The 17,180-nt window shown below is 63.3% G+C and carries 15 protein-coding genes and 1 riboswitch; of the genes, 7 read left to right on the forward strand and 8 right to left on the reverse strand.

Annotated features, from left to right (window positions below):
* Positions 1–31: 31 nt before the first annotated feature.
* Entirely contained in the window at positions 32–1,486 is a 1,455-nt protein-coding gene (locus ARUE_RS18970) for an amino acid permease (RefSeq protein WP_011776268.1), read from the forward strand.
* Positions 1,487–1,769: 283 nt separating this feature from the next.
* Here ARUE_RS18970 and ARUE_RS18975 read toward each other — a convergent pair whose 3' ends face one another.
* The 5 genes from ARUE_RS18975 to ARUE_RS18990 form a co-directional block, all read right to left on the reverse strand.
* Positions 1,770–2,252 carry a carboxymuconolactone decarboxylase family protein gene (locus tag ARUE_RS18975; protein WP_011776269.1) on the reverse strand — a complete coding sequence of 161 codons (483 nt, stop codon included), beginning with the start codon at positions 2,250–2,252 and terminating at the stop codon, positions 1,770–1,772.
* Between the two features lie 9 nt (positions 2,253–2,261).
* The gene (locus ARUE_RS24220; protein ID WP_011776270.1) at positions 2,262–2,405 is read right to left on the reverse strand and encodes a hypothetical protein; all 144 of its coding nucleotides are present in this window, start codon (positions 2,403–2,405) and stop codon (positions 2,262–2,264) included.
* A 155-nt stretch (positions 2,406–2,560) separates the two neighbouring features.
* The gene (locus tag ARUE_RS18980) at positions 2,561–3,634 is read right to left on the reverse strand and encodes a PLP-dependent cysteine synthase family protein (protein WP_014922928.1); all 1,074 of its coding nucleotides are present in this window, start codon (positions 3,632–3,634) and stop codon (positions 2,561–2,563) included.
* Positions 3,628–5,196 (reverse strand): aromatic amino acid ammonia-lyase, encoded by a 1,569-nt coding sequence (locus tag ARUE_RS18985; protein WP_014922929.1) that lies wholly within the window; start codon positions 5,194–5,196, stop codon positions 3,628–3,630. Before ARUE_RS18985 ends, ARUE_RS18980 begins: the two co-directional genes overlap by 7 nt.
* Positions 5,196–6,524: an NtaA/DmoA family FMN-dependent monooxygenase gene (locus tag ARUE_RS18990; protein ID WP_014922930.1), complete on the reverse strand. Its 1,329-nt coding sequence runs from the start codon at positions 6,522–6,524 to the stop codon at positions 5,196–5,198. The genes ARUE_RS18985 and ARUE_RS18990 overlap by 1 nt, the downstream gene beginning before the upstream one ends.
* A gap of 154 nt (positions 6,525–6,678) precedes the next feature.
* Between ARUE_RS18990 and ARUE_RS18995 the strand changes: the two genes are divergently transcribed.
* From ARUE_RS18995 to ARUE_RS19015, 5 genes are all read left to right on the forward strand, one after another.
* Positions 6,679–8,379 carry a SulP family inorganic anion transporter gene (locus ARUE_RS18995; RefSeq protein WP_014922931.1) on the forward strand — a complete coding sequence of 567 codons (1,701 nt, stop codon included), beginning with the start codon at positions 6,679–6,681 and terminating at the stop codon, positions 8,377–8,379.
* Positions 8,380–8,465: 86 nt separating this feature from the next.
* A riboswitch (SAM riboswitch) is annotated at positions 8,466–8,577 on the forward strand.
* A 13-nt stretch (positions 8,578–8,590) separates the two neighbouring features.
* Positions 8,591–8,857, forward strand: coding sequence for a DUF1737 domain-containing protein (locus ARUE_RS19000; protein WP_011776275.1), 267 nt, complete (start codon positions 8,591–8,593; stop codon positions 8,855–8,857).
* Complete coding sequence (locus tag ARUE_RS19005) at positions 8,854–9,264, forward strand: rhodanese-like domain-containing protein (protein WP_011776276.1); 411 nt, start codon at positions 8,854–8,856, stop codon at positions 9,262–9,264. Before ARUE_RS19000 ends, ARUE_RS19005 begins: the two co-directional genes overlap by 4 nt.
* Complete coding sequence (locus tag ARUE_RS19010; protein ID WP_011776277.1) at positions 9,265–10,473, forward strand: O-succinylhomoserine sulfhydrylase; 1,209 nt, start codon at positions 9,265–9,267, stop codon at positions 10,471–10,473.
* A 10-nt stretch (positions 10,474–10,483) separates the two neighbouring features.
* Positions 10,484–11,095 carry a hypothetical protein gene (locus ARUE_RS19015; RefSeq protein ID WP_014922932.1) on the forward strand — a complete coding sequence of 204 codons (612 nt, stop codon included), beginning with the start codon at positions 10,484–10,486 and terminating at the stop codon, positions 11,093–11,095.
* Here the strand turns inward: ARUE_RS19015 and ARUE_RS19020 are convergent.
* From ARUE_RS19020 to ARUE_RS19030, 3 genes are all read right to left on the reverse strand, one after another.
* Positions 11,092–12,282: a glutamate--cysteine ligase 2 gene (locus ARUE_RS19020; protein ID WP_014922933.1), complete on the reverse strand. Its 1,191-nt coding sequence runs from the start codon at positions 12,280–12,282 to the stop codon at positions 11,092–11,094. The genes ARUE_RS19015 and ARUE_RS19020 overlap by 4 nt on opposite strands.
* Before the next feature lie 188 nt (positions 12,283–12,470).
* On the reverse strand, positions 12,471–13,994 hold the full coding sequence (locus tag ARUE_RS19025) for a UDP-N-acetylglucosamine 1-carboxyvinyltransferase (protein ID WP_014922934.1): 1,524 nt from the start codon (positions 13,992–13,994) through the stop codon (positions 12,471–12,473).
* 204 nt (positions 13,995–14,198) lie between these two features.
* Entirely contained in the window at positions 14,199–14,933 is a 735-nt protein-coding gene (locus ARUE_RS19030; RefSeq protein WP_014922935.1) for a siderophore-interacting protein, read from the reverse strand.
* A gap of 101 nt (positions 14,934–15,034) precedes the next feature.
* Between ARUE_RS19030 and ARUE_RS19035 the strand changes: the two genes are divergently transcribed.
* Positions 15,035–17,170 (forward strand): penicillin acylase family protein, encoded by a 2,136-nt coding sequence (locus ARUE_RS19035; RefSeq protein WP_014922936.1) that lies wholly within the window; start codon positions 15,035–15,037, stop codon positions 17,168–17,170.
* The last annotated feature ends 10 nt before the right edge of the window (positions 17,171–17,180 follow it).

A 17,180-nucleotide genomic window follows, 5' to 3' on the forward strand; every position in this document is an offset into this window, starting at 1 on the left:
AGACTTTGCTGGCTAACTTCCCGGAGGGAATATGGGACTCAGCTCCCCCACAGAAGCCGAAGCATCGGCAACCGAGGCACAGCCCCAGACTGGCGCCTCACAAACAGGACTTCGCCGGTCCATGGAGGCCCGGCACCTGGTGATGATCGCCATGGGCGGCGTCATCGGCTCTGGACTGTTCGTTAGTTCGGGATACACCATCGCCACGGCCGGCCCGTTGGGTGCCGTGATTGCCTACCTCATTGGCGCCGTGGTGGTCTACCTGGTGATGGCATGCCTCGGGGAACTCGCTGTTGCGTTCCCCGTCTCGGGTGCCTTCCACATTTATGCAGCCCGGACCATCGGCCCGGCCACCGGCTTTGCCACTGCCTGGCTCTACTGGCTCTGCTGGGCCGTGGCTCTAGGTTCCGAGTTCACCGCGGCGGGCCTCCTCATGCAACGCTGGTTCCCTGGCGTCGACGTCTGGATCTGGTGCTTCGTCTTCGCCACGGTCCTGTTCACCCTGAATGCCATTTCATCGCGTGTCTTTGGTGAATCGGAGTTCTGGTTCGCGCTCATCAAGGTCGCCGCCGTCGTCGGCCTGATCATCCTGGGCGGTGCCGCGCTTGCCGGATTCCACCCGCTCGCAGCTGGCGGATACCCCTCATTTGGCGAGAACTTCAGCACGCCGGACGGGCTCTTCCCGAATGGCTTCACCGGCGTCTTCGTCACCTGCCTGGCGGTCTTCTACGCTTTCTCGGGCTCCGAGCTGATCGGCGTTGCCGCCGGCGAAACGGCGAACCCCGGCGCGAACATCCCCAAGGCCATGCGCACCACGGTCATCCGACTCATGATCTTCTTTGTTGGTGCGATCGTGGTCATAGCGGCAACCATTCCGTACGAGAAAGTCAGTGTGGACGAGAGCCCGTTTGTCACGGTCTTCTCCATGCTAGGCATCCCATACGCTGCGGACATCATGAACTTCGTGATCATCACGGCACTGCTTTCCGCCGGCAACTGCGGGCTTTTCTCCTGTGCACGCATGCTTTTCTCGCTGGCCGACGAAGGCCACGCCCCCAAGGCCTTCCGTAAACTGACCAAGCGCGGGATCCCCATGGTGGCCCTCTGCGTCAGTATGCTGGGCGGCCTGGCTTCGCTGATCAGCAGCGTTGTTGCCCCGGCCACCGTCTACTTGGTGCTCGTTTCAGTTGCCGGTTTCGCGACCGTTGGCGTTTGGATGTCCATCGTCGCTTCACACTTCATCTACCGCCGGACGTTCATCAAGAACGGTGGCGACCTGAGCACACTCCCCTACCGGGCTCCCCTGTTCCCGCTGGTTCCGATACTCGCGTTCGCACTGTGCGTGGTGTCGCTGATCGGCATCGCGTTCGACCCCAACCAGGTGGCTGCACTCTTGTTTGGCGTCCCGTTTGTGGGCGCGTGCTACGCCATCTTCTACTTCAAGTACGGACGACGCCGGTCGCTCAAGAAGGCGATTGACGCTTAGGTGCTTGTGTAGCGCGCTGCGGTCCCTCACCACCCACATTGAACCCGCGGCACCCCGACACACCGTGCAAGTGGAGTGGTGGGCAGCTTTTACGCCCAAAGTAGGTGGTGGCGGCCCGCGGTTTTGGAGGACTCACGACGGCGGCACACGCCTCGCCTGCCAACGCTTACGGCGGCGGCTTCCTGACCTTGTTGAGAAGCACATCAGCCCTTGGGCAACCTGTTGTGGTTGCCCAAGGGCTGATCTGGTGTGAAAGAGGGTCAGGACGCCGTGGGCTGCGGAACTACTTCTTGGCGACCCGCACGGGGTGCTCGCTCAAGATTGAAAGGCGATTGAAGGCATTGATCCCGATAGCCGCCATGCAAAGCACGCTGATCTGCTCGTCGCTGTAGTGCTGCCGTGCTTGCTCGAAAAGCTCAGGGCTTGGCCGCGAGGTACTCATACGGGTGATCTGCTCGGCGATCTCCATGGCCACCACTTCCGCGGGCTCGAAGAGTTGCACTTCTTTATAGACAGCAACCAAGGACAGCCGCTGCTCCGTTTCCCCATATTTCAGGGCACGACGATGGTGGAGGTCCAGGCAAAAGGCACAGCCGTTGATCTGCGAGCACAGGTAGTTGATGAGCTCAAGAGTGCGGCGCGGGATGCCAAGTCGGTCAGCTTCATCTACGAGCTGCTGGGAATAGTGGCTCAAAGTTGCGTAAAGATCCGGCTGTTGCTTGTCCAGGTAGCCGGCCAGACGGGGTTTTGTTTCCTGTTCGGGCATATTTGGAGCCTAGCGCAACGGGGGTTCCTGTCCCCGCTTCAGTTCCCGAATACGGAGGCGCAAGAAAATGATGGCGAGCACCAAGGCGTAAATCACCAAAGCGGCGACGGCCACCGTCACCACGGAGTAGAGAATCCCAACAAAAGAAAACAAAAAACCCCCAATTTCGCTACGGCAGGTGCCGTTCGGAACTTCAGATGCTAGCAGCCCACATGGAAGAAACCCGAGGGACATGAGAGAGGGTGCACCCCAAACCCGAGGGACATGAGAGAGGTGCACCCCAAACCCGCGGGACGTGAGAGAGGGTTCTACTCGCGGGCGTCGCGGGCGGCCGGTGTGTCCGCGGCGAGCCGGATGCCGTGCTCCGCCAGCCACACCGGGTTGAAAGCCTTGCTCAGGTAGTTGGTGCCGGCGTCGGGCGCTATGGCAACCACCAGCGAACCGTGGGGTGCGGCCCGCGCCACCCGGACGGCCGCGGCCACAGCGAGCCCGGAGGACGGACCCAGCGCGAGCCCTTCTTCATCGAGCAGCCGGTGGACGGTGGAGTAGACCTCGTCGTTGGGAATGCGCAGGAAGCGGTCCACGATGGTGCGGTCGAAGGCCTTGGGCCATTCAGCCTCGGGCCAGGAGTTGCCCACGCCGTCCACCAGGATCTCGCCGGGATGGCCGCCGCTGTAGGCAGAACCGTAGGGGTCGGCGCCAACAACTTCCACGTGCCCGCCGGGCCGCGCGGCTGCCACGCGTTCCTTCAAGAACCGGCCGTTCCCGCTGATGGTCCCGCCGGTACCGATGCCCGCTACGAAGTGGGTCACCAGGCCACCTGTCTGTTCCCAAATTTCCGGGCCGGTGGTTTGGTAGTGCGCGGCGGGATTGGCTGGATTGTCGAACTGCATGGGCCGCCACGCGCCGGGTGTCTCAGCGGTTATCCGCGCAGCTACTGCGCGGGCGTTCTCAGGCGACTCGGATGGCGCGTTCCAGTCGGTCAAGATCACGCGGGCACCATAGTTGTGCAGCGCGGCGAGCTTCTCCTCGGAGATGGTGTCGCCTGTTACCACCACCACTGGGTGGCCTGTCAGGTGCCCAATGAGGGCCAGCCCAATTCCGGTATTGCCGGACGTACTTTCCACAATTGTGGCGCCGGGCTTCAGCTCCCCGGATTTCTCAGCCGCCCGAACCATGCTCAGAGCTGTCCGGTCCTTGATGGAGCCGCCGGGGTTTTCGGACTCGAGCTTGATGTGGATGGTGCTGCCCAGCCCACGGCTCAGCGACTCCAACTTAACCAGTGGCGTGTTTCCGACCCTCTCCAGGACCGAATCGTCCAATCCGTCCGGAGGCCCGGAAGCCGCGTGAACACCATGTTTGCGAATCGCTGTACTCACCACGTCTTCTCTCCTTCCTCAGAAAATTCCCGGCCAACGGCATCCCGCAGCTCAGTCCGCGCCCGTTCAACCAAGTCGGGCGCCGATGGCCGGTCGGCCAGCACGTCAGCCAAGCGGCCCACGACGGCGCCGGTACCCTTCCCGAGCGGTTGCGCGGCTCCCGCTTCGAGCAGCAGATACGACGCCGTCAGCGCTTCGATCACCAAGAGCTTCTCCGCTGCGTCCAACGATTTTTCGAGTTGCTGCAACGCGAGCGGGGCCAGCGTTGAATGGTCTTCGACGTCGGCCGAGAGGGTTGGTGCGCCGAGCGTCGCCGGGGCAGCAAGGGCCTTGAGCTCGGCCAGCAGTCCGGCGGCGGAGTACCAGAGCAGCCCGGGAAGTTCCTCCTGTGCAAGGTCCGATTCCCCGGAGGCCGCAGCCTGCAAGTGGCGTGCCCGAATAGCTCGTTGGGGCGGATACAACTTGGCGATGCGCCGTTCACTGGAGATTCCCACATGCGCCAAAGCCAGCCGCAGCCCCTCAAAGGCGAGCGCCAGCTGCATGGGCTGGAAGTTCCCGCCGGACACCATGTGCCCGGATTCGACATCAACCAGGGGATTATCCCCACGGCCGTTCAGCTCCACGTCCAAGGCCGAAGCAAGCTGCCCAACAAGCGATCGGAAAGCCCCGTGCGTCTGCGGTGCGGCCCGGAACGACAACGCGTCCTGCACCGACACCTCCGGACGAACATCTTCCAACCACCCGCCGCTCAGCAGGCGACGCACAGCAGCAGCCGAGTCCCGCTGCCCGTCCACAGCCTTGGCCGCCTGGATTGCCGGCGAAAACGGGCTGAGGTTCCCGCCGCCGTCGTACCTTGCGATCGTCTCCAGCGAGAGGGAAAGCGCGACGTCGGCCAGCTCGGCCAAGTGCTGCAGCCGCAGCAATGCGAGGGTTCCAACGCCCACCGAATACGCGTTGGCACTCACCAAGGCGAGGGCCTCCCCCGGGGCGAGGACAAGGGGCTGGAGGCCGGCGTCGGCGAGCGCCTTGGCGCCGGGGACCAGCGTGCCGTCCGCGTCGAATGCTTCACCTTCACCGATGGCAACGGCGGCGACGGCGGCAAGCTGGGTCAGGTCCGATGAACCCACCGAGCCTTCGCGAGGGATGGCGGGAAAGACGCCGCGGTTGAGCAGTTCCGCATAGAACACTGCAGTTTCCGGTCGCACACCGGAACCGCCGCGGCTGAATCCGATAAGCCGGGTGAGGATCACGGCGCGGGCAGCGGCGCGGTCCAAAGACGAACCCACTCCGCTGTTGTGGTACCTGACCACCTGGACTTGATAGGCCAGGAGCGACTTCTCCTCCACAGCGGTGTCGCGGCCGGAACCGAGCAAGGTGTTAAGTCCATAGACCCGCTGGCCGGAGGCGGCGGTCGACTCCACGATTTCCCGCGAGCGGCCTATCAAGGACAACGCATCTGGGTTGAGTTTCACATGAAACGTCGGATCTTCAGCCGCCAGCGCCACGTCCGCGGGGCGCACCGGAGCCGTTCCGATCAGGAGGGTTGGCGTTTCATGGGAGACCATCAGAAGTCCAGGAGGTTCTGCCGGAATCCACCGTTGCCGTAACTCTTCCTCAACAGGCCGCGCCGCCGCAGTTCCGGGGTGAGTTTGTCCAGTACACCGTGCACGGTCACTGGGTCCACAAAGCCGGAGAAAAGAAATCCGTCGCCACCTACGGCCGAGCCTGTTTCCTCCAGATAGTCAGCGATTTCGCCTACAGTGCCGATGATCGAGTCGCCTGCTCCGCCGCTGCGTGCCTGGAGGATTTGGCGCAGCGTGGAACCCGGAGGGGCAGCTTTGGCGAAGTGTTCCAGCGTGCCTTGGTTGCTGTTGGTGCTCAGCTCGGGAAGCGGGGCGTCGAGGTCGAACTGCTTGAAGTCGATGACGGAGAGGTAGGAAATTGAGTTGAGCTGGCTGTCGATGTCTCGCTGGGTGAGTTCCCGCCGCTGCGCCCGCAGCTCCTCTGCCTCGGCTGTGGAACCAACAACCGTGGGTTTCAGGACAAAAAGTACCTTGACGTCGTCGGGCTTCCTCCCCGCCTTGGCGGCTTCGGCGCGGATCGAATCCCGGTAGGACTTCATCCCGTCAACGCCACGCGCCAGGGCAATGGCCACGTCAGCATGGCCGCCTGCGAATGCTTTGCCCCGGGGAGAGGCACCGGCCTGCACCAGCACGGGTTCTTCCGGCAAGGGCGCCGTGTTCAGCGGTCCCCGGACCTTGAAGAAGTCGCCCTCATGGTTGATCGGGTGCACTTTGCTGTGGTCTGCGAACACTCCCGCCTCAACATCCTCAAGCACAGCAGCAGGTTCCCAACTGCGCCAAAGCCGCCTGACGACGTCAACGAATTCCTCCGCTTTCTCGTAGCGGAGGTCGTGTTCAATCTGCTGATCCAGCCCGTAATTCTGCGCTGCGAGATCACTGCCGGAGGTAACCACGTTCCAGCCAAGCTGGCCTTCCGAGAAGTGCTGCAGTGTGGCTAGAAGCCTGGCGGCGGTGAAGGGAGGGTAGAAGGAAGCGCTGACCGTGGGCACGATCCCCAGGTGCTCCGTGGCGGAGAGAAGGTACGGAACCAGCGCCAACGGATCATGCTTTGGCGCGAAAGACGCGTGGGCCAATGAGACCTCAGCCGTACCGCCATACGTGTCCGGAACAGTGAGGGAATCCTCGATGATGAACAGGTCCAGCCCGGATCGCTCAAAAGCGCGCACGGCTTCCTGGTACAGGGCGGGTTTCTTCCAGTCGTAGCCCAAGCCGTAACCAGGAGTGCCCCAGCCTTGGACTCCGAAACCGTGGCCCACAAACCATCCAAAGTGCAGCATGGGCTTGAGTGTAGAACTGCTCTGTCCGTTCACCGCGACCTGATTTCATGCGAAGTTACAGGGGGTCGTACTGCGTCAATTATGCTCCCGGGGCGTCACATTTGGGTGGGACTCATGAGCGATCGAATTTTCCACATACGGCGGGCTCCTTGTTCCGCAAACAGCATGGGTCGGGAATGATCGCTGTATGAGTTCACCCACCCGCACCTCCGCCAAGGACCGGCTTTCGGGCGTCTGGGCGCTCAAGGGATACAAGCGCGAATGGCTGCGGCATGACATCGTGGCGGGCGCTGCGTTGTTCGCCTTACTGGTGCCAGCCGGCATGGCCTATGCGCAGGCGGCCGGCCTTCCTCCCGTCACCGGACTGTACGCAACGGTGGTCCCGTTGCTGGTTTACGCCATTGTGGGGCCTTCCCGCATCCTGGTCCTCGGACCCGACTCAGCCCTAGCCCCCATGATCGCCGCCGCCATTGTGCCGCTGGCAGCTGGCAGCAGCGAAAAATCGGTGGCATTGGCCGGGCTGTTGGCTGTGCTGATCGGGGTGATCATGCTGGCCGGTTCTGCCCTGAAACTGGGAACCATTACCGGCCTGCTGTCCAAACCCATCCGGCTCGGATACCTGAACGGAATTGCGTTACTGGTGCTGTTGTCGCAGCTACCGGCGTTCTTCGGGATAGAGGCCGACGGCGACATCTGGGAGAAGCTCGCGAAGGTCACCACCGGGGTGCTCGGCGGTGGCGTCAATGTCACCGCCCTGCTGCTGGGTAGCGGTTCCCTTGCCCTCATTTGGATCCCGCGGCTGCTGAAGTGGAAGGTACCCGGCGTCCTGCTGGCGGTGGTCGGCTCTTGCGTTGTTACGGCGGTTTGGGGCCTGAACGACGACGTGAAGGTCACCGGAGTCCTGCCGCAGGGCCTCCCGATGCCCGCACTCGGGGGCATCGGCTGGGCTGATGCTCTCACGCTGCTTCCCGCTGCGGCAGGGATCGCCCTCATGGCCTTCGCGGACACCGGCGTCCTATCCCAAACATTGGCGGCCAAGGAAGGGAAGAAGGTCTCGGGAAACAGGGAAATGGCGGCGCTCGGGGCAGCCAACGCGGCCACCGGACTGCTGGGCGGATTCCCGATCTCCGGCAGTACCTCCAGAACCCCGGTGGCCGTGGATGCTGGTGCCAAATCCCAGATGACCGGCGTGGTGGGTTCCGTGCTGGTGCTGGCCTTCATGCTGCTGGCTCCCGGAGTGACCGAGTACCTGCCCTCCGCAACGTTGGCCGCCGTCGTCATCGCCGCAGCCATTGCCCTCGCGGACCCCGCGGGCGTGAAGCGGCTCTTCAGCATGAGCCGCAGCGAATCTGTGGTGATGCTGGCCGCGTTCCTGGGCGTCCTCACCGTTGGGGTACTGCAGGGAATCGTGGTGGCCATTGCGTTGGCGCTTCTGGACTTCGTGCGGAGGGCCTGGGATCCGTACCGGACAGAACTCGGTGCTGAAGAAGGGCTCCCTGGCTATCACGACCTTGAGCGGCACCCCGATGGTGAACGCATCCCGGGACTTCTCATCCTCCGCTTCGATGCGCCGCTGTTCTTCGGTAATGGGCAGGTACTGGCGGCCTTTGTCCGGGAGCAACTTGACGAGGCACCGGATGAGACAACAGATGCCATTACCCACGTCATCCTCGCCGCGGAGCCCATCACCGGGATCGACACTACGGCGCTGGACGACCTCGTCACTTTGGATGAATGGCTGGCAAGCAAAGGCGTGGACCTCGTGTTCGCCGAACTGAAGGGACCTGTGAAAGACAAGTTGATCCATTTGGGCACAGCGGCCCGCTTTACGCCCGACCACTTCTTCCCAACGGTGGGCGCGGCAGTGCGTGCGCTGAAAAACGAATAAGGGATGAGCCGCCGATTACGCAACATGACGGCCCCGCAACAGCCCGCAAGTGCGGCCCGATGCCCGTGGATGTTACGTTTTTCTTGAGTAATGAGCACCAGCGCAAAGCCCTGACTTGCTGGTCGGCAACCCTCTCTCCGGCGGGGTGCCTCAGGTGACTACTCGGCGTATCGACAACTCGTACTGCAAGCGTGACTGAGGAGCACCAGCAATGCCTGAACCCACTGAAGAAAAACTCTCCTACCGCCTGATTACAGGCCCGGATACCCGTGATTTTTGCGAGCGCATCCACAACTCGCTCGCAGAAGGTTACGTGCTCCATGGCAGCCCGGCCGCCACGTTCAACGGCACCGACGTGATCGTTGCCCAAGCCGTTGTCCTGCCTGCCGCGATCGCCAGCGCGGATGCTGCGGTAGCCAACGCCGTCGATCAGCTGGAAAACTACGACGACGAAGAAGCATTTGAGGGCCACGCATGAGCTACGCAGGTGATCTGACCCCGCAGGACGCGTGGGCCAAGCTTCAAGAGGGCGCCATCCTGGTGGACGTCCGCACCGAGGGCGAATGGGCCCACATCGGCATCCCCGATACCAAAGCCACCGAGAACGACCCCCTGTTCATCCAGTGGAACCTGGCTGGCGGCATTCCCAACTCCCGTTTCATCGAGGATCTGCAGCAGCAGGCACCCGAAGACGACGGCGTTGAGCTGGTGTTCCTGTGCCGTTCCGGCCAGCGCTCCATCTCGGCCGCAATCGCCGCAACCCAGGCCGGCTTCACTGCCTACAACGTCCTTGAGGGCTTTGAAGGCGAACCGGACCGCTACGGCGAACGCACCGTTAACGGGTGGAAGAACCGTGGCCTGCCGACGAATTTGGGGACCGAGTAAGTGACTTTCAATCCCGACGCCGCTGGCTGGAGCCCTGACACCCAAGCCGTCCGCGGTGGCCTTGACCGTACCAATTTCCAGGAAACGTCCGAGCCCGTTTTCCTGAACTCCGGGTTCGTTTACGAGTCCGCAGCCGCCGCAGAGCGAGCCTTCACCGGTGAGGACGAACGCTTCGTCTACTCCCGCTACGGCAACCCCTCCGTGGCCACGTTCCAGGAGCGGCTGCGGCTGCTTGAAGGAACCGAAGCGTGCTTTGCGACGGCGTCCGGCATGTCCGCTGTCTTCACCGCTTTGGGTGCCCTGCTGGCTGCCGGCGACCGCGTGGTTGCCGCCCGCTCCCTGTTTGGCTCCTGCTTCGTGATCCTCAATGAGATCCTGCCGCGCTGGGGCGTGGAGACGGTATTCGTGGACGGCCCGGATCTGGAGCAGTGGCGTGAAGCCCTCTCCGAACCCACCACCGCGGTGTTCTTCGAGTCGCCGTCCAACCCGATGCAGGAGATCGTCGATATCGCTGCAGTCAGCGAACTGGCGCATGCCGCCGGGGCGACTGTCGTGGTCGACAATGTCTTTGCCACTCCGCTGCTGCAACGCTGCGGTGAGCTGGGCGCCGACGTGATCGTCTATTCCGGCACCAAACACATCGACGGCCAAGGGCGCGTCCTTGGCGGCGCAATCCTGGGCACCAAGGAATTCATCGACGGCCCGGTCAAGCAGCTTATGCGGCACACCGGCCCTTCTCTGTCCGCGTTCAACGCCTGGGTGTTGACCAAGGGCTTGGAGACCATCGGGCTGCGCGTGAACCACAGCTCCGCGTCCGCTTTGAAGATCGCCGAGTGGTTGGAGCAGCAGCCTGCCATCAGCTGGGTCAAGTACCCGCTGCTGAAGTCGCACCCCCAGTACCAGCTCGCCGCGAAGCAGATGAAGGCCGGCGGTACGGTGCTGACGTTTGAACTCTCGCCTTCAGCCGGTCGTTCAGCCAAGGAGGCAGCCTTTGCGTTGCTTGATGGCCTCAGCGTGATCGACATTTCCAACAACCTGGGCGACTCCAAGTCCCTCATCACGCATCCGGCAACCACCACCCACCGGGCCATGGGGCCGGAGGGCCGCGCGGCCATCGGGCTTTCTGATGGTGTGGTGCGACTGTCCGTGGGACTTGAAGATGTGGGCGACCTTATCTTGGATCTGGAGAAGGCCCTCAAACAGGTCTAACCTTGCTGCCATGAGCGGGAACCATCCGTATCGCCGTGCCGGAGCAGTAATTGTCGCCGGCACGGTGGTGTGGTTCGTCGGAATCTCGCCGGTCTCACGCGTCTACATCACCCCCGACGACGCCGAGCGCCTCCGCATGCTGCAAGCCGGCCAACGCGGCTGGATCACGGGGCAGCACCTTACCGCGGCAGGAACAGTTGCAGTGCCTGTGGGATTCGCAGCCTTCGCCCGTTCCATTCCGGACTCGGGCACCTCACACAGGAAGGCGAAGAAATGGGCTTATGGCGCTGCAGCCGCACTGCTTGCCGGCGCCCCGCTCTTCGTTTCCAGTCTTGCCCGGCGGGCTTCCGATATTGAGGGGTTCGCCTACCGCCGTGGATCCAACGCGCCGTTCCTGGCCTATTCCGGGCTGCATGTTGTGGCGTTGGCCGCGCTCGGCGGGAGCCTTCTATCCTTGCCTGTCAAACGATGGATCGGGGTTACGGCTGCGGCCTCCGCGCCCATCTACGGCGCCATCCTCGTGGCCAAGAAGGACATTCCGCCGTTCGCTTTCTACCTGATTGAGGGACTCGCGGGCGCTTACCTGATCGCGTGGGAGCAGCCGGAAGAACGTGAGGCCTAAGGTCGCCTGACCCGGGTCAGCATGGGCGCCGGATCCTTATGAGCATCGGCGGCAGCACCGCGCACAGTCACCTTCGCAGCATGCCCGACGACGGCGGCCAAGGCTTCGTTGGTGAGCGGACTCCCCAGCTGGGTTTGACCGTCGTGCTGCCTTTTGTTGTAGCGCACCGCGGTTTCCCGTTGCTCGTGGGCGCCGTTGCCCCGGTCCAGTACGTCCGAAATCCCTGCTTTGACGAGCTCCAACTCACCTTGGTCGTCCAGTACGGGGCTCAGATAGTCAACCAGCGCCCACACGACATCCGCTGCTGGTTGCGGTAGGAAGTCTCCGAAGTCCAGGAGGTCTCCGCGCAAACCCGAATTGCTGGCCTGCCAGCTCGCCATTCGCAGGAGGGCCGTTGGCACCGCGGTGGGTTCGACGCCGTCGAGCATTTCCAAGGAAGCAGTCTCCACCAAAGCCCGCACCAGCACGGCGATCAGTGCGGCGTCCTCGGCCCGGAGGCAGACATCGGCGACGCGGACCTCCACGGTGGGGTGGTTACGGGAGATGCGTGCGTCGAAGTAGATCATGCCTTCGTCCATGATCACGCCCGTTTCCAAAAGACGCTTCACGATGCGTCGATAGGCAGTCAGCGAACCAAATACGGATGAAGGGCCGGATGTGGGCCAGCGGTTCCAGGCCTGGGTGCGGTAGCTGTCGAAACCCGTGGGAAGCCCCCGCCAGTAAGGCGAATTGGCGGTGAGGGCCGTCAGGACTGCGAGCTTGTCCCGGATGTGGTCCAGCACCACCACGCCTTCCTCGGGCGACTCCACCGAGGTGTGCACATGGAATCCGCAGGTCAGCTGCTCTGTGGCAATGATGCCGAAGCGATCCAACATCGCGGCATACCGGGGGTCCGGGGTGGTGTGGGTGTTGGAGGCCAGTGGAGACGTGGCGATCGCAGCTACCCGTGCTCCGTGTTGACGGGCGGCCTGGTTGGCCATGGCCCGTCCGCGGCGGATCTGCTGCAGGAGCTCCCCGTAGCTGTGGCACGGGCGGGTTTGGGTTTCGATCTGCTCCAGCTTGAGTTCGTGGCTGAGGCCAGACGTGGGTTCATCCTGGCCTGCCAGCAACGCGTCCGCGAGGGCGAGGGGCTCGCCCGTCACAGGATCGACGATGAGCAGCTCTTCCTCAACCCCGAAAGTCCGCATGCTCCATTCTGCGTCAGGAGGCCGAACGAAGACAGGGCTGCGGTGCTGTCCTCGACGATTCGCACCCCTTCCCGCCATCTGCACCAGAGTTACCTGGCGCGGATGGCGGAAACGGGTGCGCCGAAAAGCACCTAAGGGCGCGTCCGGCGCGAAAGGGTGCGCAAGGGATCCCGCACGAGGCGCAATCGTCAGTCCTGGAAGTACTCGATCTTCGCGCCGATGGTGTTCAGGCGCTCGGCGAGGTCCTCATAGCCGCGCTCGATCACGTAAATGTTGCGGAGCTCGGAGGTTCCCCGGGCAGCCAACATTGCCAGGAGCAGGCAGGCCGCGGGACGCAGGGCCGGCGGGCAGCCGATTTCCGCAGCACGCCACTTGGTAGGCCCATTGACGTAGATCCGGTGCGGATCCAAAAGCTGCACTTGGGCGCCCAGCTTGTTGAGCTCCGTCAAGTAAATGGCACGGTTCTCATAGACCCAGTCGTGGATCATGGTCTGGCCCTCGGCGTTGCCTGCAATCACTGCAAAGAAGGGCAGGTTGTCGATGTTCAGGCCCGGGAACGGCATCGGGTGGATCTTGTCCTGCGGGGCACGCAGCTCGGATGGCTTGGTTGTTACGTCCACCAGCCGGGTACGTCCGTTGCGTGCCATATATTCGCCGGAAATCTCGAGGTTCTGGCCCATCTGTTCCAGGGTGGCGAGTTCAATTTCCATGAACTCGATGGGAACCCTGCGGATGGTGACCTCGGAGTTGGTCACGATTCCCGCAGTGATGAGGCTCATCGCCTCGATGGGGTCTTCGGACGGGAAGTACTCGATGTCAACATCAATGGCTGAGCGTCCGGTGATCTTCAGCGTGGTGGTTCCGACGCCGTCAATGTCCACGCCCAGGCCCTGCAGGTAGAAGCAGAGATCCTGCACCATGTAATTGGGGCTGGCATTGCGGATGATGGTGGTGCCTTCACGGTGAGCAGCGGCCATGATGGCATTCTCAGTGACGGTGTCGCCGCGTTCGGTCAGAACGAAGGACCGGTCGTGCCCATCAGCGGGAGGCGCAGTCACGGAGTAGAAGCCGGACTTCGCCTCCACTTCAAGGCCGAACTGGCGAAGAGCCTGCATGTGCGGCTCCACCGTGCGCGTTCCGAGATCGCAGCCACCCGCGTAGGGCAGCAGGTATTCGCTGGTTTCGTCCAAGAGCGGCCCGAGCAGCATGATGACGCTGCGGGTACGCCGGGCGGCGTCCACGTCCATGGACTCGAGATCCAGGACGTCCGGGCGGCGCAGACGGAGGTCGCTTCCGTTGAGCCACGTGCATTCCATGCCAATGGACGTCAGGACCTCAACGATCCTGTTGACTTCCTCAATCCGTGCAAGTCGGCGCAGCGTGGTGGTTCCACGGTTGATCAGGCTCGCACACAGGAGCGCGACACCGGCGTTCTTGCTGCTGTTGACATCAACTTCGCCGGAGAGGGTCCGGCCGCCCTCCACGCGGAGGTGTGTCATTTGGGGCTTACCGACCTTGACTATTGAGCGGCCGAAAATGGCTTCGAGGCGCTCGATCATCCGGAGGCTCAGGTTTTGTTTGCCCTGTTCCATCCGGGCGATTGCGCTCTGGCTGGTGCCGAGCTCAGTAGCCAACTGCCCCTGCGTCCAGCCTTTTTCGCCGCGGGCGTCGCGGAGCAGGAGGCCTACATGTTCTGCGGTCGGTTGCGTCATAAGCAAAAAATATCACAAATGAGTTAGAAGTGAAGGGCAGAACGCAGAATCAGCGGCATACATCACACGGTACCCATTCTGTGCGATATATCCCACTGCGGCGGCTCATCGTGGGTGAACGCTTTCCCTCAGTATTTTCGCGGGTTACGCGCCCCGCGAGCAATTCCACGACTAACCCGTGGGCGGCCAGGGCGCGCCAAAAGGCTAGACCCGCCAGTACCCCAACGCGTCAATCCGGTGCTTGTCCACGCCGAGTTCTTTCCGCAGGTGCTTGACGATTGCGCGGGTACTTGACGCTTCGCTCGCGACCCAGAAGAAGTCGTCGGCTACCGAGACAGTGTTGGCCGTGAGCGCACCGCAGACTTCCTCAACCAGAGCGGCACCGTCGCGTTTGCGCGGAATCCAGGTGACGACGTCGGAATCGGCCGTCCGCACCTCAATCGAGGGGTCGGCGTCGTGCTGGTATTCAAGCCAGGCGGTCACCGGAGCGGCGCCCGCAGCAACACGCTGCCGCTCGTCCAGCAGCGAGTTGATGGCAGGGATGGACGCGGGATCGCCCACCACCCAGATCCGGCGCGGAGCGGGTTCCGGGAAAGTGAAGGAACTCCCTTGGACGGTGGCATCGATGGCCTCGCCGGGCTGCGCAGAGCGGGCCCAGTGGGCAGCAACGCCGTGATGCATCGCGAAATCCATGCTGAACGTCCCGGCGGCCGGGTCGGGGTTTACCAACGTGTAGGCGCGCTGGTGGGCCTTGCCGGAATCGTTGAACCACAGCCGGATCCACATGGTGGGATGGATGCCGCTGCGCTCCAAGAGTCCGCCGTCACGCACATGAACGCGCAGGAAGTCCGGGGTGATCTCTTCACTGCCCGTAACCTCCAAAGTGAAGTCCTTGGCGCCCATGACTTTGAGGACGACGCCTTCCCAATTGCGTTTCAAGCAACACTCCTTCACGAAGGTCCACGATTTGTGAACGGGACCAAAGCCATTTATCTTGAGCTTAAGTAAGCCTAACCTAAGCTCGAAAGCGGCCAGAGATTATGACGCCTGCCCCCACCCCCCAATCCGCCCCGGCAGGCGGCCGCGGAACGTACCGCGATGAATGGGGCATCCCGCATTTGTGGGCTGATACCGCTGATGAACTCGCCTTTCTCCAAGGCATGAATGCCGCGACGGACCGTTCCTGGCAGATCGAGCTGGAAAGGTGGCGTTCGGAAGGCCGTACCGCCGAAATTTTGGGCGCCGATGCTGTGGTCTGGGACCGCTTCGCCCGTCAAGCCCGGCTGGATGACACCGCGCGCCGCTGCTATGAGAACCTCGACGCCGACACTCAACGTTGGTGCGGGCAGTACGTGGCCGGCGTCAACCAGGCGTTGGCGGACGGTGTCCGGGGCGGACCGGAGTTTCAAGAATCCGGCAGCGAAGCCGAGCCATGGAATTCATGGACCCCGCTCGGCGTCTTTCTGGTGCATCACATCCTCTTCTCAACCTTCCCCAACAAGTTGTTCCGTGCCCACGTCGCGCGGACACTCGGCGACGACGCCGTGAGCTTGTTCAGCATCGAAGCACCTGTATGGTCAGGCAGCAACGCTTGGGCCGCCCACGGATCGACGACTACCAGCGGCCTGCCGCTCATCGCCGGCGACCCCCACCGCCTCATGGAGCTGCCCGGCGTCTACCAGCAGATACGGCTCGCATGCCCGGAGTTCGACGCAATCGGATTCGCGTTCCCCGGTGTTCCCGGACTCCCCCATTTCGCCCACACGGGCAACACAGCCTGGGCCATCACCAACGCCATGGCCGACTACCAGGACCTTTTCGTCGAAGAGCTGCGCCGGGTCAGCGACTTCGCCGGTGAGCGCATCGAGGCGCGGGGAGCGGAGGGCTGGGAGCCCGTCGACGTGAGTTCCGAAACCATCCGCGTCCGCGGTGGTGAATCGGCGTCCGTTGAGATTATTGAGACCAGCCGGGGTCCGGTCATCTCGGAAACGCCCGACGGCGGCGCCTTGAGTCTGCGCTTCCCGGCCCGGGTTGAGGGACGGTTGGGGTTCCAAGCCCTCCTGCCGCTGTTGCGCAGCCGGAACGTCTCCGAGGTGGAAACCGCCTTCGATGCGTGGGTGGAGCCCGTCAACAGCGTGGTGGCCGGGGACGTGTCCGGATCTGTGCGGCACTTTGTTGCCGGGCTGGTCCCGCAGCGTAACCCCGCCAATCGGCGCTTACCCGCTCCGGCTTTCTCGGCCCGCCATGACTGGGAGGGGCAGTACGTGATCCTGCCCCGCACCGAGATCCAACAATTCGCAGTGAGCGCGAACGACCGCGCCGCCGGAGGCGGCGATGCCGTGGCCATGGAGTTCGCGCCCGCGCATCGGGCCCTGCGCATCCGGCAGCTGCTGGAGTCGGCCGCCGAGCCGTTATCCGTGGATGCCATGCAGGCCATCCACACGGACACCTTGCTGGGTCCATGGCCGTTGTTCCGGTCAATGCTCACCGGCCTGAACGCCGACGACCTGTCCCTCGAAGCCAAGGAGCTAAGGGCTCTCTTGGTGGAATGGGATGGCTCGATGGATGCAAGCAGCCATCACGCCGCCGTTTTCGCTGCGTGGCGTGGTGCGTTAGTCCAGCGACTGGCACGGCATCCCGCGCTTGCGGCGTTGAATGAATCCACAGGCTACTCGCCGCTGTTCGGGCCGTGGTTGTCGGTGACGTCCCGCATTGGTTTTGCGCTGGAGACCCTGCTGGCTCGCGGCTCCGAATTCGGCATCAACGGTGGAGTGGAAGCTGCGGCAGCGCTCGAGGTTGCTGCACTGGAAGAAGCCCTGCTGGACGGTGCTGTCTGGGGTGAGCGGCACAAGCTTCTGGCCGTGCATGTCCTCCCGGGCACGCTGGCGGCATCGGCACCCGTTGCTGACCTAAGCGGGGACACCGGGTGCGTCCTCTGCACCGAGAGCCTCCCCGGTGTAGATGACCGAAGCTTCCGCGGACCCGTAGCCCGTTACGTCTGGGATCTGGCCGATCGGGGCAATAGCCGTTGGATCGTTCCCTTCGGAGCGTCGGGCAGGCCGGGCCACCAGCACTTTGCCGATCAGCTCCCGCTCTGGACTGCCGGGGAACTCGCTCCAGTGGTCACTGACTGGTCCGTTCTGACCAAAGACACCCCTGAGCAAACACCCGCCTGACTCATTCCGT

This window comes from Arthrobacter sp. Rue61a (assembly GCF_000294695.2).
Taxonomy (GTDB): Bacteria; Actinomycetota; Actinomycetes; order Actinomycetales; family Micrococcaceae; genus Arthrobacter; species Arthrobacter aurescens_A.

Bases quoted from the DNA above. Each gene is read 5' to 3' on its own strand.
- ARUE_RS18970 (WP_011776268.1), top strand. From the start codon at position 32: ATGGGACTCAGCTCCCCCACAGAAGCCGAAGCATCGGCAACCGAGGCA.
- ARUE_RS18975 (WP_011776269.1), bottom strand. From the start codon at position 2,252: ATGCCCGAACAGGAAACAAAACCCCGTCTGGCCGGCTACCTGGACAAG.
- ARUE_RS18985 (WP_014922929.1), bottom strand. From the start codon at position 5,196: ATGGTCTCCCATGAAACGCCAACCCTCCTGATCGGAACGGCTCCGGTG.
- ARUE_RS18995 (WP_014922931.1), top strand. From the start codon at position 6,679: ATGAGTTCACCCACCCGCACCTCCGCCAAGGACCGGCTTTCGGGCGTC.
- ARUE_RS19000 (WP_011776275.1), top strand. From the start codon at position 8,591: ATGCCTGAACCCACTGAAGAAAAACTCTCCTACCGCCTGATTACAGGC.
- ARUE_RS19005 (WP_011776276.1), top strand. From the start codon at position 8,854: ATGAGCTACGCAGGTGATCTGACCCCGCAGGACGCGTGGGCCAAGCTT.
- ARUE_RS19015 (WP_014922932.1), top strand. From the start codon at position 10,484: ATGAGCGGGAACCATCCGTATCGCCGTGCCGGAGCAGTAATTGTCGCC.
- ARUE_RS19020 (WP_014922933.1), bottom strand. From the start codon at position 12,282: ATGCGGACTTTCGGGGTTGAGGAAGAGCTGCTCATCGTCGATCCTGTG.
- ARUE_RS19025 (WP_014922934.1), bottom strand. From the start codon at position 13,994: ATGACGCAACCGACCGCAGAACATGTAGGCCTCCTGCTCCGCGACGCC.
- ARUE_RS19035 (WP_014922936.1), top strand. From the start codon at position 15,035: ATGACGCCTGCCCCCACCCCCCAATCCGCCCCGGCAGGCGGCCGCGGA.